Genomic DNA, 14,006 nt, shown 5'->3' on the forward strand with positions numbered 1-14,006 from the left:
TCAAAGTGAACAGACTAAGATTACTTATATCACCAACACATGAAAAAAAATTATAAAAAATTATTCCACCTCCATGCAAGAGCTGGGTTTGGGATCAATAAAACTGACGCCGACCGTATCATCAACACTGACAATTGGATCTCACCACTAACTGATATTGAAGATGTTGAGCTTCTAAAGTTCGATCTACCTGAAATCCCTGAAGGAAATATGGGCATGATGGAAGAAAACAAAAAGATGGAGATGCGTAAACAAATGCGTGTTTTATCCAAAGACATCAATATTGAGTGGATCAACCAAATGAGTAAAGGTAAAGATCCTTTAGTAGAAAAAATGACATTATTTTGGCATGGGCATTTCGCTTGCAGAATCGTTAATCCGTACGATGCCATACAGTATACAAATACCCTTAGGGAAAATGCTTTGGGTAATTTTAAGGACCTTGTCATGGGGGTTTCCAAATCATCTGCGATGATCAAGTATCTACACTTAAAACAAAATAATAAAAGAAAACCCAATGAAGATTTTGCCAGAGAACTTTGTGAACTGTTTACTCTAGGTAGAGATCAAGAATATACAGAACAAGATGTAAAAGAAATTGCAAGAAGTTTTACAGGGTGGTCCACTAAACGAAAATCCACTACTTTTTACTTCAATGAGAGGAAACACGACAATGGTGAAAAAGAAATTTTTGGAAAAACAGGCAACTTTGGAGGTGAAGATGTAATCAATATGATCCTCGAGAAGAAACAATGTGCTCGTTTTATCTCAACAAAAATCTATAAGGAATTTGTAAACCCAACAATAAACGAGAAAAACCTCGAAGAGATAACAGAAGTGATGTATGCCAATAACTATGATATTGGAAAAACAATGCATCATATTTTCTCCGCGAAATGGTTTTACTCAGATGAAAACATTGGCTGTAAAATTAAAAGTCCAATAGAGTTATTAGTTGGCCTTAAAAAGTCGTTTCAACTAGATCCTTTATACAAGAAATCTTGGATTGTTCTACAACGAAATCTCGATCAGGAATTATATATCCCACCAAATGTAGCAGGTTGGCCCGGAGACAAAAGCTGGATAGACAGTAGCCGCCTTGCCTTTAGGTTAAGATTACCATCTTTACTTTTAAATAATGGAGAAATCCCTCTTGCCTTCAAAGAAGATTATGATGTTGATCCTAATGAGGACAGAACAAAAATGAGAAAAATAGCAAAGTTCAAGTGTAACATAAGCTGGTCTGAAATTGAAGATAACTTTAAAGAAGATCCTAAAAAATGCACACTTGAAGAAATGATGGTTCGAGGAGAATTGTCAAAACAAGCATCCCAATATTTGAAAGACAATCAGTACGATAGTTTCAAAGAAAGAATCATCCAAATTATTTCACTTCCAGAATACCAACTTTGCTAACATCATGAAAAGAAGATCATTTTTAAAAAGAAGTTCATTAGTTGCTGCAGGCACAATGTTTACTCCAATGTTTTTACAACAGACATTAGGAAAAAACTTCAAAGAATATACAGGAAAAAGAGTTGTTATTATCCAATTTTCTGGTGGTAATGATGGATTGAATACAATTGTACCTTTCTTGGATGACAACTATTATAATGCTCGACCAAGTTTAGCATTAAAGAAAGCAGAAGTGATTAATCTTGCGAATGACTTAGGTATTAATGGGGAAATGAAAGGGTTTGCTGACCTGTTTCATAAAGGTTATGTTTCCATTATTAATAATGTAGGATATCCCAACCCCAATCGATCGCACTTCAGAAGTATGGATATTTGGCATACAGCAAGTGATTCTGATGAATATATTAGTACAGGATGGCTTGGAAGATATTTAGATTCTTATTGCACCTTTGCTAGAGAAGGAATTGAAATGGACAATACACTGTCCTTATCTATGAAAGGCAATAAGGTAAAAGGAATTGCTGTAGATAACCCTCAGACTTTTTACAATAGTCTAAATGTTTCTCAATTCGAGTCGCTAGCTAAATCCACCGATGATGACATGCTCAATGAAGACAACCAAGGGTATCTTTATAAAACACTTGCTGAAGCAAATCAATCGGCCAAATATGTCTACGAACATAGTAAGATTTACAAATCAAAATCTACTTTCCCGAAAAGTCAGCTCGGAAAAAATTTAAAATCCGTTGCAGAGATGATTCAATCAGGAATGGATAGCAAAGTTTATTATGCGTCTTTAGGTGGTTTTGATACTCATGCTTATCAAAAAGGAAAACAAAACTCTTTACTTAAAGATTATTCTGCTTCTGTAAGTGCTTTTGTTGAAGAATTAGAAAGAACAGACCATTTCAAAGATACGGTTATTATGACTTTTTCAGAGTTTGGTCGTAGAGTGAAACAAAATGCATCTGGCGGTACAGATCATGGTGCTGCAAACAATGTCTTTTTAATTGGTAAGAATTTAAAACAACCTGGATTTGTGAATGAAAACCCTAATCTGGAGAGTTTAAATAGAGGTGACTTAATACATTCGGTAGACTTTAGATCAGTTTATGCTGACCTGTTAGACAATTGGTTAAGTGTTAGTAGTTCCGAAATTTTGTCAAAAAAACATAAGACCTTACCCCTAGTCTAATATTCTTTTGAAATCACTTCGATTATTATTTATTTGCTATCGCTTTCAACTTTTTACATATATTTTGCAATAGACATATTCGAAAGATTTCGCTATGAAATATACTCACATACTAAAATTGGCTACGTTAATACTTCTACCATTGTTTTCTTGTCAACAAGAACAAAACAAAGAAGTAGAGAAAAAGATCATCATTAGAAAAGAATTTAAACAATCTAAAGATGATGGGTTGTACAAACAATTTGGCAACGATGTAGTGGAAGTAAAAGTAAAAGACTTCATTACAAAAGGAGAAAATGTGAGTATTACTGCAGAAGTTAAAAATGCGGAAGGCACCTCATTAAGAACTATCGAATTACCAAAAGAAAAGTTACTTGCTATATTAAACGCTCAGAATGAAATTGATATTGAGAGTGTGGCCAATAGTGAGCAGTTCTTATGGAAAACTCAAGAAGGCACAGAAGAAGAACTTGAACATGGTGTTTTTCTATCTGAAGAATATGAAGAGGAAATGTCTGCTATCATTAAGAAAGAATATGGACAAGGTATCAAATCCATTAATTCAATAAATGTAGACATTGAAAACAACGAAGCAACAATCAATGCCGAAGTCCTTCTATCTGATGGGCAAGTCGTTCAGAAAACTATCAAAAAGAAAACTGAAGAGATGACGGGCGGCGAGGATGAAGTTGTAAAAGTCAAAATGATTCAAATTGAAGGAAAATAAAAAAAGGGAAGCATTTCAAACTGCTTCCCTTTTTATTTATCAATTACTAAAGGCTTAAATTTTATTTACCACCTCTGTACATTTCATATTTAGCAAATCGACATTCAATTGCACCATTGTATAGTTCAATCTTCTGACTTGGTCTTAACCCCACAAATTTTATTGCTTTCATGTTGCCACTGAAGATCCAAGCATCATACCCTGTGAAATCTTGCTTTAGCTTGTCTCCCATCTTTTTGTAAAGTTCTTCAATATCACTACCAATACGTTCACCATATGGAGGGTTACAAACGATTACACCATTGTCTCCAATAGCTTTTCTCTCAAAGAAGCTTTGCTTAGAAATCCTTAGGTCTTCATCTAATCCAGATCGTCCCGCATTGGCCATCGCTACTTCAATTGCTCCTCTATCAATATCAGAACCTACAATTGGTACCTCAATTTCTTTTCTTGCTCGCTTTCCTTCTCTAAACACCTGATTCCATAATCTACGGTCATATTTTGGCCATTTCATGAAAGCAAACTTTCTCTTTAGACCAGGAGGTGTATTCGAGGCAATCATAGCTGCTTCAATCAAAATTGTACCAGAACCACACATTGGATCCAAGAAAGGTCTATCACCTTTCCATCCTGATAAAATCAGAAGCCCTGCTGCAAGCACTTCATTTAAAGGTGCTGCTTTTTGTTCAGTTCTATATCCTCTTCTATTCAATGCTTCTCCAGAACTATCCAATGATAGAATACAATCATTTTTAGTTACATGAATATGCACCTGTATATCTGGATTTTTTACATCTACGTTAGGTCTTCTCCTAAACACATCCATAAAATGGTCTGCAATAGCATCCTTTACTTTTAAAGCAACAAATTTTGAATGTCTAAATGTTTCTGACCAAACGGTAGAGTCTACAGCGAATGTACCGTCTTTATCAATATATTTCGCCCAATTGACTTTCTTTACTTTCTCATAAAGGTCTTGTTCGTTTCTTGCTTTAAATTCTTTAATCGGCATTAGAATTTTTAAAGCAGTACGACAATGTAAATTAGCCTTATAAAGAACTTCCAAATCACCTTTAAAGGTAACTGCTCTTCTGCCTTTTTTTACATCTTTTGCACCAATATTGATCAATTCATTATACAAGACCTCTTCTAAACCAAAAAAGGTTTTAGCGGTCATTGAGAAAACTCGTTCAGTCAATTTTTTAAAATTTATATTGAAATATTGAGGGCAAAGGTAGTTGTTTTTAAAAGAAACTCCTTCAAGAAGTCATTAAAGAATTTAAACTTACTAGATGTTTTATCAAGTGATATGTATAGAAATCAAAATCACTCAATGCTATCATTAACAAAAAGTAAAGGGAGATGAACTTATTGAAAATATTAAACAAAATTCATTTTCAACCTGTTTTAATTTTAGCATAAAACGTTTGTTTTGAATATATTAGAGTGTGACAATCTTATTAAAATGATATGTTATGAATGAATATCAGTTAAAACAGCTCATTAAAAAAGGAGAATCGCGCATCCTAGAATTTAAACAGAGGGTAACAAAACCTGACCGTTTCGCAAAAACAGTATCATCTATTGCTAATACAAAAGGTGGAATACTCTTGGTCGGGGTAAATGATGACCATTCCATACAAGGAATTGACCCTTTTGAAGAACAGTTCGTCGCTGAAGAGATCATCAAGTTTAATATTCACCCTCCCCTCGAAGTTCGTTTCGACACCATTGAAACAGAAAACGGTTCAGTTCTTAAATTATCCATTCCTAATAGTCCGACCAAACCCCACAGAGCTTTATCCAAAAAAGGAGAATGGCGAACCTATGTTCGATTTAATGACAATAGTGTATTAATGTCTGAACGGGCACAAAAATTAGCTCAAAAAGAATCATCATCTAGACTCGCTAAGTTAAAAAGGAAATTATCAAGACAAGAGAAGTCGTTATTGGTTTATTTATATGAGAATGAAAAGATCACACTAAAAAGGTATTGCAAATTGGTCAACTTTTCAGAAAGAAGAGCCAGAAGAACATTAAATGAACTCATGTACTTCGGGCTACTTCGAGAATATACCATTGACAAGTCTATTTTCTATTCCTTAGGATAAAGGTTAGGGTTTACCAATGGGATCATGGCTAATACTAATGCCTGGACATAATATTCTGTTCTGCCTAAAGCACCAAAAGTAAGGGAACCGACAGCCCCTCCTTTACGTTTTGATCCATTTTCATTAAATACTTGATCGTTTGCATATCCTAATTCAATACCTTCTTCTACAAGTTGCTGTACTTTTGATGGAAGGTAGAATACTCCTGTTTGTCCTTTACCTATCGCATCATTTTGATCTATCACACACATCCAAGCAAAAGCATACATTTTTCCATCTTCATCTTTATCGATACCTCCTTCCATACCGACCCAATACTCTGCTTCTGGAATTTCCGACTTTGCATTCATTGCTCTATTTAATGCCCCTTGCCAAGTTTCTTTAGATGTCATTGGCTGATCAGAAACACCTGATGGAACATCTACCCCAATCACTTCGAATTGCTCATTTGGTAAAATTTTCTGCATTCCTTCTAGTGAAGCATTAATTTTTACAGGATTTTTTGAAGCAACTATTATTTTTTTATTCATTTTTTAAACAATTCTATTAAATTTGGCATTAGATCATACAAAATGATCCAAATGATAGATTTTCTTTCTTGAATTAATCGGTACAAACGTACTAAAACAAGTACGTACCTTCAAACACAACACAAAAGGTTATGTTAAAGAATCTTCTGATAAAAAATTACGCACTAATTGAGCACACAGAAATTACTCCTGACAATGGTTTAAATATTATTACTGGTGAAACTGGTGCAGGTAAATCCATTATGTTAGGTGCATTAGGTTTACTTAAAGGTGGTAGAGCTGATAGTAAAGCATTATTTGATACCTCTAAAAAATGTGTAATTGAAGGTAGCTTTGATATTTCATCATATAAGCTGAAAGAATCATTTAAAGATCTTGAGCTGGATTATGAAAAAGTAACCATTCTAAGAAGAGAGATCACTCCGAGTGGAAAATCAAGAGCTTTTATTAACGATACACCTGTACGCTTAGAAGTCATGCGTAAGGTGAGCGAGAAGCTGATGGACATTCACTCTCAACATGATACGTTACAATTAGGCTCTAATATCTATCAATTAAACCTTGTAGATTCTTATGGTAAATTAGAGGCTAAAGTTGAACATGTATTTGTTGCTTATAAAGAATACAGAAAGACAGCTCAGTCTTATCAACAACTTTTAGACGAATACAATCAAATCAAGGAAGAGTTCGAGTTCAATCAGTTCCAACTCAAAGAACTAGATGATGCAAACCTTGATGATGTCAATCAGGAAGAGTTAGAAAAAGAGCTTGAGATGTTAGAAAATGCTGAAAACATTAAAGTAGCTCTAAATACCGTATTAGAAACGCTTACCCGTTCAGACTTTTCTGCAGACACATCGATCTACTCAGCTATATCTGAATTAAATGGTTTAACCGATTACTCTAAGAAGTTAGAAGAGATTAGAGACCGATTAGATAGCTGTCATATTGAGCTCCGAGATATCATTACTGAAGTTGAAGGTGAAGAAGATAATCTTTTCTTTGATCAAGAACGTATTTTTATGATCAAGGAAACATTAGATGGTGTTTATGGACTTCAACAAAAACACAGAGTAAATGATCTACAGGAGTTAATCGAGAAACGAGAATCTATTCGTTCTAAAGTAGATAAAGTTGAAAGCTTTGATGAAGCACTTCTTGCTGCAGAAACAGAAAAGAAAGCCGCTTATGAAGCAATGATGGAAATTGCTGGAACATTATCGGAAGCCCGTAAGAAAGCGATTGAACCATTAGCTAACGAACTAAACAGCACACTTGCCGATTTAGGAATGCCTAACGGTCAAATAGTAATTGAACACCGAGAAACTGAACCAACAGTTATTGGTATCGATGAAGTTGAACTTTTATTCACAGCTAACAAAGGACGAGCGCCACAACCTCTAAGAGATGTAGCCTCAGGAGGTGAATTCTCTAGATTAATGTTAGCCATTAAATATATTCTTGCAAGTAAGACTTCTTTACCAACTATCATATTCGATGAGATCGATACGGGTATTTCTGGAGAGATAGCCATTAAAGTTGGGGCAATTATGGAAGAAATGGGTAAAAACCATCAGGTATTTACAATTAGCCATTTACCACAAATTGCTGCATTGGGTTCTAAACATTATTATGTTTACAAAGACCATGAAGGAAGTTCTACAGTGAGTAAAATCAGAACATTAAACCAAGAAGGTAGAGTTCAAGAAATAGCTCAAATGATTGGTGGATCGCAGCCTAGTGAAGGTGCAATTCAATCTGCAAAAGAATTAATTGGAATAAAGTAAAAAAATGAAAGGAAGTTCTAGAGGCAACCAACAAATTCGGTTTCACCGCTTCTAGGGCTTTCTACTTTAAAACTCAACATTTTATTTAATACATCAAGTTTTCCTGATAAAGATTCATTCTCTTCAGAACAATTAAGTTCGTAAAGGTCTGCATCCAAAGGTGTAGTAAGTAATTTCATTTCACCGCTTCCACATCCATCCATAATAATTTCCAAATGCAGCGTGTTACCTTCCGATAAGGTAATTGATGTTTGAGCATCCACCTCATACTTAAAATCATCGACAACTTTAAAAAGTTTACCAGTATAACAACCAGTTACCTTTGATAGTGTGTTCTCTTTAAGCTCTACCATAATTTATTGTGATAAGTAGTTTAATAAGAATAAAATAGCTTTATAAAAATAGTCCTCTAGTAAAGTATTGATTTGATTTGCTAGGAGAAAATTAAAGTCCTAACAAATATAGTAACTAATCTCCTACGACTCAACGAATTGTTATATTTTTTCAAGTTATTTTCATAAACTTGGATTTTTCGATGATCAAACCAACATGGCATACCTGTATTTACGTCTTTCTCAGTTTTTGAATAAAATTGTTCTTTGAAAAAATTGTAATAAATGCAACATACTATGTATGTTTGCAGCATTATTCTAACAGAACAATAATTTTAGTACATCATTTTTTTGAAATATGGACGCAATTAAGAGTACAGACTTAGCATTTGAGAATGCTACAAATGTCTACAAAGGTAAAGTGAGAGATGTATATTTCTTCGATGACAAGATTGGTATTGTTGCGTCGGACAGAATTTCTGCTTTTGATGTAATACTTGAGAGAGCGATTCCTTACAAAGGGCAAGTATTGAATCAAATTGCAGAAAAGTTCTTAAAAATGACAAGCGACATTGTCCCTAACTGGTTTGAGTCTGCTCCTCACCCAAATGTTCACATCGGTAAAAAGTGTGATGCATTTGCAGTAGAGATGGTTATCAGAGGCTATTTAGCTGGACATGCTTGGAGAGAATATCGTGACGGTAAAAGAGAGCTTTGTGGTGTACCTTTACCTGAAGGTTTAAAAGAAAACGACAAGCTTCCTCACCCAATCATTACACCTAGTACAAAAGCTACTGAAGGACATGATGAAGATATCTCTAGAGAGGAAATTCTTAAGCAAGGTATTGTTTCTGAAGAAGATTATAAAAAACTAGAAGAATACACTTACGCATTGTTTGCGAAAGGTCAAGAGTTTGCCAACGAGAGAGGATTAATCCTTGTTGACACGAAATACGAATTTGGAAAATTCAATGATGAGATCTTCTTAATAGATGAAGTTCATACACCAGATTCATCAAGATATTTCTATGCTGACGGCTACCAAGATAGACAAGATGCAGACGAACCTCAAAAGCAATTATCTAAGGAATTTGTAAGACAGTGGTTAATCGAAAATGGCTTTCAAGGAAAAGACGGTCAAAAACAACCTTTTATGTCAGATGAGTTTGTAAAATCTGTTTCTGATAGATATATTGAACTTTTTGAGAATATAACTGGCGAAAAATTTGAAAAGTCTTCTTATCAAGATATTGAAGAAGAAATTTTCAAATCAATCAAAAATCAATTAGGATAAACCTAAGATCCCTAGTATTTTTGTTATATTGCCATCCAAAATAATAAAAGACTATAAAGATATTATGAGATTTTCAGTCAATAAAAGCGAAAAATATACAGTACTTATTCCAGAAGAGGAAAAATTGGATTCTTTAAAGGCTCCTCAGTTAAAAGCTGAGATAGTTACAATGTTCCAATCAGGTACTGAAAATTTAATTATTGATCTTTCAAGCGTAAAGTATGTAGACTCATCTGGATTGAGCTCAATACTTGTTGCTAATAGATTAGCGAGCGAGGTAAATGGTCGTTTAGTATTAGCAGGCTTAAATGAGCATGTAATGAAATTAATTAAAATTTCGAAATTAGAATCAGTATTAAATCTTTTACCAACGGTACAAGAAGCGATTGACTCTGTATTCTTACACGAGATTGAAAAAGATATTGAAGGAGACGAGGAAAATAATTAATTCTTATCTCTTTTTGAAAGATAAATTAGAGCTCGAGTTTCAACTTTTGGAACTCGAGCTTTATCCGTTAAACTAGATTACAAACACTGTATTATCCCTTGTCGTTCGATATTACTATACTAGGTTCTAGTGCTGCCATTCCATCTAAAGGCAGGCACATGACTTCCCAACATGTTCGTATTGGTAATCAACAATTTTTAATTGATTGTGGTGAGGCTACACAGCATCAGCTTTTAAACTTAGGTATAAGCCTTCACAAGATTGAACATATTTTCATTAGTCATCTACATGGCGATCACTTCTTTGGGTTACCTGGGTTATTATCAACCATGCACCTTCAAAGAAGAACAGAACCTTTATATATCCACGGACCAAGAGGATTAGACGAGGTATTGTTAGCTAGTTTCAAACATTCTAAAACCGAATTAAATTACAAGGTTTTTTTATACGATAATCCAACGATGTTCCCTGAGGTGATCTATGAGAATGATAAGATCACTGTCGAGACCATCCCTCTGACGCATAGAGTACCATGTACAGGGTTTCTATTCAGAGAAAAACAGAAGCAATATCGTATTATCCCTGAAAAACTTCCTTCAGGCCTTCCTTTTGAAGCTTTCAGAGCACTAAAAAGAGGTGAAAATATTGAGTTTGAAGGAAAACCAATTAATTATCAAGATGTAACGTTGCCTCCTAGAAAATCTCGCTCATATGCATTTTGTTCAGACACAAAATACAGTAAAAGCGTAATTTCTAAAGTATATGGTGTGGATTTATTATATCATGAATCAACATTTATGAATCGTCACTTAGATAGAGCGAATGTTACTTTCCACACGACAGCAAAACAAGCTGGAGAAGTCGCTAGAGAAGCCAAAGTAAACGAATTGCTTATTGGCCACTTTTCAGCTCGATACGCTGATCTCTCTGAATTATTAGCTGAAGCTCAAGTGGAATTCCCGAATACACAATTAGCCATTGAAGGTGAGAAATTTTCTATTATAGAAACTGACTAAATGAAATAATTGTATATTCGTATTGGGTACAAGGTCATCTAAATTTCTGACCCTTTTCATCCTATAAATTATATAATTATGCCATTCGGATTTTTCAAGAAAAAGAAAAAAGAGGAACCTCATTACGATCCTACCAATATATCAATTCGCGACCTAAGAAAAGGTTATGTATTAGACTATGATTTACAATCTTGGGAAGTTACAGAAGAATATGAATACGATTGGGGTGGCGGAGAATTCTCTTGGGAATATAAATTACAAAGTGCTACTGAGTCAGTATTTTTAAGTATTGAAGATGATGATTTTCTAACAGGCACTGTCAATAAAAAAATTATGTGGGGCAAATTACCAGACGAAGTTGAAGACGGTATCACTTCTAAAGGAAAACCTCCTAAAAAGATTACTTTCAACGGTAAGACATATTACAGGGACAGCAAAAACGTTGGATTCTGGAGAAATGTACATACCACTTCAAGTGATAACAGTTCAGAATATATGAGTTGGGAATATTATGATGATTCTGAAAAGTTCGTCTTAACCATTGAGCAATTCGATGATGAAGAATTTGAAGCTTCTTTAGGAGTTGTTGAAGAACCTGATAAATTCACTAATATTTTACCAAACACAAACGACTAAATTTACGTTTATTTATAAACAATACATTTTAGTCAAATTAATTAGAAACACTACCATACTAATAAAATGAAGAAATTAGCCATATTTCTACCCTTTTTGATATTAATTGGTTGCTCAAGCTCCAATGAAACTTTCAAAAAGAATCCCGTAGATCAATTTATTATCGACATGAGTGATGTTAACGACTTCACAATATTGTTGCAAGATATGGATGCGGAAGAACATCTATTTACTGCAGATATCTTTCGTCATAAATATAAAATTATAACAATGGGTGCTGACAGTATTCCTGTTTCAAAGGAAACGGATTGGTACGATGTCTCTCCTTCGTTTTTCCAGCTTCACTCTGGTGACATTGGAATGGAAATCGCCTCAAAAGTAAATGGAAAAGTTTCCAAGCAAGTTTCTCCTCCAGGTTATTCAGGCTATGTTGGTAACTCACAGTACGGTGAATGGAAAACTAACCCTAATACAGGGACAAGTTTCTGGGAGTTCTATGGTAGATATGCTATGATGAGAAGTTTATTTAATATGGCATATTATGGACCGATTTACAGATCATCATATACTGATTATAGAAGATACTCTTCAAGTGGAAGAAATTATTATGGTGGTAGTTCTGGATCTCCAAGATATGGAACTTATTCCTCAGGTGTAAAGAAATCTAATCCTACTTTTGCCAACAGAATGAGCAAAAGCAGTAGCTTCAGAAACTCTGTCAACAAGAGTGTAAGTAGATCTCCTGCAAAATATGCTGCAGGGTCAAGATCAACATCAACGACTAAGAGTACAAACTCTAGATATAGTAGCGGATCTTCTTCTCGTTCAAGATCTTCATCTAGAGGTGGCAAATAAAAAAAAGAACAATTAAAATGATCAACCCTCAATCTTTATTGGGGGTTGTTTTTTATATAGACAAACATGGCTTCGTTTTTATCGAAATCTAACACTTTAAAACTAGCATTATTTGCAACAGGCCTATCAGGAATTGTAGCAGAATATGTTTTATCTACTTTAGCTACATACTTTCTTGGTAATTCCGTTTTACAGTGGACACTAACCCTATCCTTTATGCTTTTTGCTATGGGTTTAGGAAGTAGATACAGTAAGTACATCGACAAAAATTTATTAGAAAAATTTATCTGGGTAGAATTTACTTTATCGTTTTTAGTATCATTTTGCTCAATAATCGCTTATGGGATTTCTGCCTATGTTAGTTTTAAAAAGCATTTATTGATTTTCCCATTACCACTTGATGGAGTAGTTATTTATACCACAAGTATTCTAATTGGTTTTCTGATTGGACTTGAAATACCTCTTGCCACTAGATTAAATGACTCTTTCGAAAGCCTTAAAGTAAATATTTCTTCAGTGATGGAGAAAGATTACTTTGGTAGCTTATTTGGTGGTTTATTCTTTGCATTTGTAGGTCTTCCTTTTCTAGGGTTAACCTACACTCCTTTTGTCCTTGGATTTGTCAATTTATTTGTAGCTATTTTACTTTTATGGAGACTGGACGACATCATTCACCCTAAGTATGTCAAAACTCTAAAGAGTGCTAGTATTGCTTTATTCGCAGTGATTGCCATAGGAATGTATTACGCAAAAGATGTCATTAACTACGGTGAACAAAAGCTATACAAAGATCAAGTAGTTTTTCAGGAGCAAACTGCCTACCAACGAATTGTAGTTACACAATGGAAAGAAGATTATTGGTTATATATTAATGGCCACTTACAATTAAGCACATTTGATGAATGGTTATACCACGAACCCATGGCAATACCGGCAATGAAGCTGTATAACCAACCTAAGAATATTTTAATACTTGGAGGTGGAGATGGATGCTTAGCAAGGGAAGTCTTAAAATTCAATTCTGTAGAAAGTATCACATTAGTTGATCTAGACCCTGCGATAACCAACTTGGCCATAGAACATCCAATATTCAGGAAATTGAATGATAACTCTTTGTCTAACCCTAAAGTAAAAGTAATCAATGATGACGCATTTACTTTTTTAGAAAGAGACAACAATTTCTATGATGTTATCCTTTTGGATTTTCCCGATCCAAAATCAATTGAACTAGGAAGACTACAATCACTTGAGAACTTTAGACAATGTTACAAGCATTTGCGTCCACATGGTGTTGTAGTCACTCAAGCAGGAAGTCCTTATTATGCAACAAAAGCTTTTTATTGTATTGAAAAGACTATGCAAGCTGCTGATTTCAATACTGTGCCTTTGCATAATCAGATTCTTACTTTAGGCGAATGGGGTTGGATTGTTGGAGGAAAAGATATGTCATCAGATGAAATGAAAAGCAAAATCAGACATGCCAACTTAGATGATATACCTACGAAATGGCTAAACAAAGAGGCGTTATATTCTATCTCAACTTTCGGTAAAGCATTAATTGATTTTGACAGTACCAAAGTAGAAATAAACACCGTTCATAATCCAGTGCTCCCTACCTATTATGGTAAAGCAAACTGGGATTTATTCTAAAAAAAGAGG

The 14,006-nt window shown here is 34.3% G+C and carries 14 protein-coding genes; 11 read left to right on the forward strand and 3 right to left on the reverse strand.

Features of this window, described 5'->3' with window-relative positions:
• Nucleotides 1–39: 39 nt before the first annotated feature.
• The 3 genes from HGP29_RS05920 to HGP29_RS05930 all read left to right on the forward strand — a co-directional run bounded on the left by HGP29_RS05920 (nt 40) and on the right by HGP29_RS05930 (nt 3,338).
• Nucleotides 40–1,416: a DUF1800 domain-containing protein gene (locus HGP29_RS05920; RefSeq protein ID WP_168881447.1), complete on the forward strand. Its 1,377-nt coding sequence runs from the start codon at nt 40–42 to the stop codon at nt 1,414–1,416.
• A gap of 4 nt (nt 1,417–1,420) precedes the next feature.
• Nucleotides 1,421–2,611 carry a DUF1501 domain-containing protein gene (locus HGP29_RS05925; protein ID WP_168881448.1) on the forward strand — a complete coding sequence of 397 codons (1,191 nt, stop codon included), beginning with the start codon at nt 1,421–1,423 and terminating at the stop codon, nt 2,609–2,611.
• Between the two features lie 94 nt (nt 2,612–2,705).
• Nucleotides 2,706–3,338, forward strand: a complete 633-nt coding sequence (locus HGP29_RS05930; protein ID WP_168881449.1) for a hypothetical protein — start codon at nt 2,706–2,708, stop codon at nt 3,336–3,338.
• Nucleotides 3,339–3,399: 61 nt separating this feature from the next.
• On the opposite strand, the gene HGP29_RS05935 is transcribed toward HGP29_RS05930, so the two are convergent.
• Nucleotides 3,400–4,515 carry a THUMP domain-containing class I SAM-dependent RNA methyltransferase gene (locus HGP29_RS05935; protein ID WP_168881450.1) on the reverse strand — a complete coding sequence of 372 codons (1,116 nt, stop codon included), beginning with the start codon at nt 4,513–4,515 and terminating at the stop codon, nt 3,400–3,402.
• Between the two features lie 298 nt (nt 4,516–4,813).
• On the opposite strand from HGP29_RS05935, the gene HGP29_RS05940 reads away from it, so the two are divergent.
• The gene (locus HGP29_RS05940) at nt 4,814–5,449 is read left to right on the forward strand and encodes an ATP-binding protein (RefSeq protein WP_168881451.1); all 636 of its coding nucleotides are present in this window, start codon (nt 4,814–4,816) and stop codon (nt 5,447–5,449) included.
• Here the strand turns inward: HGP29_RS05940 and yjjX are convergent.
• A complete protein-coding gene (gene yjjX, locus HGP29_RS05945) occupies nt 5,434–5,979 on the reverse strand; it encodes an inosine/xanthosine triphosphatase (protein WP_168881452.1) in 546 nt (181 codons plus the stop codon). The genes HGP29_RS05940 and yjjX overlap by 16 nt on opposite strands.
• Before the next feature lie 131 nt (nt 5,980–6,110).
• Here yjjX and recN point away from each other — a divergent pair, with 131 nt between their 5' ends.
• Nucleotides 6,111–7,766 carry a DNA repair protein RecN gene (gene recN / locus HGP29_RS05950; protein ID WP_168881453.1) on the forward strand — a complete coding sequence of 552 codons (1,656 nt, stop codon included), beginning with the start codon at nt 6,111–6,113 and terminating at the stop codon, nt 7,764–7,766.
• Between the two features lie 17 nt (nt 7,767–7,783).
• Here recN and HGP29_RS05955 read toward each other — a convergent pair whose 3' ends face one another.
• Nucleotides 7,784–8,119, reverse strand: coding sequence for a hypothetical protein (locus HGP29_RS05955; RefSeq protein WP_168881454.1), 336 nt, complete (start codon nt 8,117–8,119; stop codon nt 7,784–7,786).
• Nucleotides 8,120–8,456: 337 nt separating this feature from the next.
• Here HGP29_RS05955 and HGP29_RS05960 point away from each other — a divergent pair, with 337 nt between their 5' ends.
• The 6 genes from HGP29_RS05960 to HGP29_RS05985 all read left to right on the forward strand — a co-directional run bounded on the left by HGP29_RS05960 (nt 8,457) and on the right by HGP29_RS05985 (nt 13,997).
• Nucleotides 8,457–9,392, forward strand: a complete 936-nt coding sequence (locus HGP29_RS05960; RefSeq protein WP_168881455.1) for a phosphoribosylaminoimidazolesuccinocarboxamide synthase — start codon at nt 8,457–8,459, stop codon at nt 9,390–9,392.
• A 64-nt stretch (nt 9,393–9,456) separates the two neighbouring features.
• Nucleotides 9,457–9,840 carry an STAS domain-containing protein gene (locus tag HGP29_RS05965; RefSeq protein WP_168881456.1) on the forward strand — a complete coding sequence of 128 codons (384 nt, stop codon included), beginning with the start codon at nt 9,457–9,459 and terminating at the stop codon, nt 9,838–9,840.
• Nucleotides 9,841–9,938: 98 nt separating this feature from the next.
• A complete protein-coding gene (locus HGP29_RS05970) occupies nt 9,939–10,856 on the forward strand; it encodes a ribonuclease Z (RefSeq protein ID WP_168881457.1) in 918 nt (305 codons plus the stop codon).
• Nucleotides 10,857–10,934: 78 nt separating this feature from the next.
• Nucleotides 10,935–11,492 (forward strand): DUF4178 domain-containing protein, encoded by a 558-nt coding sequence (locus tag HGP29_RS05975; RefSeq protein ID WP_168881458.1) that lies wholly within the window; start codon nt 10,935–10,937, stop codon nt 11,490–11,492.
• 66 nt (nt 11,493–11,558) lie between these two features.
• Nucleotides 11,559–12,347 (forward strand): hypothetical protein, encoded by a 789-nt coding sequence (locus HGP29_RS05980; RefSeq protein ID WP_168881459.1) that lies wholly within the window; start codon nt 11,559–11,561, stop codon nt 12,345–12,347.
• Between the two features lie 66 nt (nt 12,348–12,413).
• The gene (locus HGP29_RS05985) at nt 12,414–13,997 is read left to right on the forward strand and encodes a polyamine aminopropyltransferase (protein ID WP_168881460.1); all 1,584 of its coding nucleotides are present in this window, start codon (nt 12,414–12,416) and stop codon (nt 13,995–13,997) included.
• Nucleotides 13,998–14,006: the final 9 nt, after the last annotated feature.

Origin of the sequence: Flammeovirga agarivorans, from assembly GCF_012641475.1 — a bacterium.
GTDB lineage: Bacteria > Bacteroidota > Bacteroidia > Cytophagales > Flammeovirgaceae > Flammeovirga > Flammeovirga agarivorans.

Excerpts from the sequence above, each read along its gene's own strand:
- HGP29_RS05920 (WP_168881447.1), top strand. The coding sequence starts at position 40 with ATGAAAAAAAATTATAAAAAATTATTCCACCTCCATGCAAGAGCTGGG.
- HGP29_RS05925 (WP_168881448.1), top strand. The coding sequence starts at position 1,421 with ATGAAAAGAAGATCATTTTTAAAAAGAAGTTCATTAGTTGCTGCAGGC.
- HGP29_RS05930 (WP_168881449.1), top strand. The coding sequence starts at position 2,706 with ATGAAATATACTCACATACTAAAATTGGCTACGTTAATACTTCTACCA.
- HGP29_RS05935 (WP_168881450.1), bottom strand. The coding sequence starts at position 4,515 with ATGACCGCTAAAACCTTTTTTGGTTTAGAAGAGGTCTTGTATAATGAA.
- HGP29_RS05940 (WP_168881451.1), top strand. The coding sequence starts at position 4,814 with ATGAATGAATATCAGTTAAAACAGCTCATTAAAAAAGGAGAATCGCGC.
- yjjX (WP_168881452.1), bottom strand. The coding sequence starts at position 5,979 with ATGAATAAAAAAATAATAGTTGCTTCAAAAAATCCTGTAAAAATTAAT.
- recN (WP_168881453.1), top strand. The coding sequence starts at position 6,111 with ATGTTAAAGAATCTTCTGATAAAAAATTACGCACTAATTGAGCACACA.
- HGP29_RS05955 (WP_168881454.1), bottom strand. The coding sequence starts at position 8,119 with ATGGTAGAGCTTAAAGAGAACACACTATCAAAGGTAACTGGTTGTTAT.
- HGP29_RS05960 (WP_168881455.1), top strand. The coding sequence starts at position 8,457 with ATGGACGCAATTAAGAGTACAGACTTAGCATTTGAGAATGCTACAAAT.
- HGP29_RS05965 (WP_168881456.1), top strand. The coding sequence starts at position 9,457 with ATGAGATTTTCAGTCAATAAAAGCGAAAAATATACAGTACTTATTCCA.
- HGP29_RS05975 (WP_168881458.1), top strand. The coding sequence starts at position 10,935 with ATGCCATTCGGATTTTTCAAGAAAAAGAAAAAAGAGGAACCTCATTAC.
- HGP29_RS05980 (WP_168881459.1), top strand. The coding sequence starts at position 11,559 with ATGAAGAAATTAGCCATATTTCTACCCTTTTTGATATTAATTGGTTGC.
- HGP29_RS05985 (WP_168881460.1), top strand. The coding sequence starts at position 12,414 with ATGGCTTCGTTTTTATCGAAATCTAACACTTTAAAACTAGCATTATTT.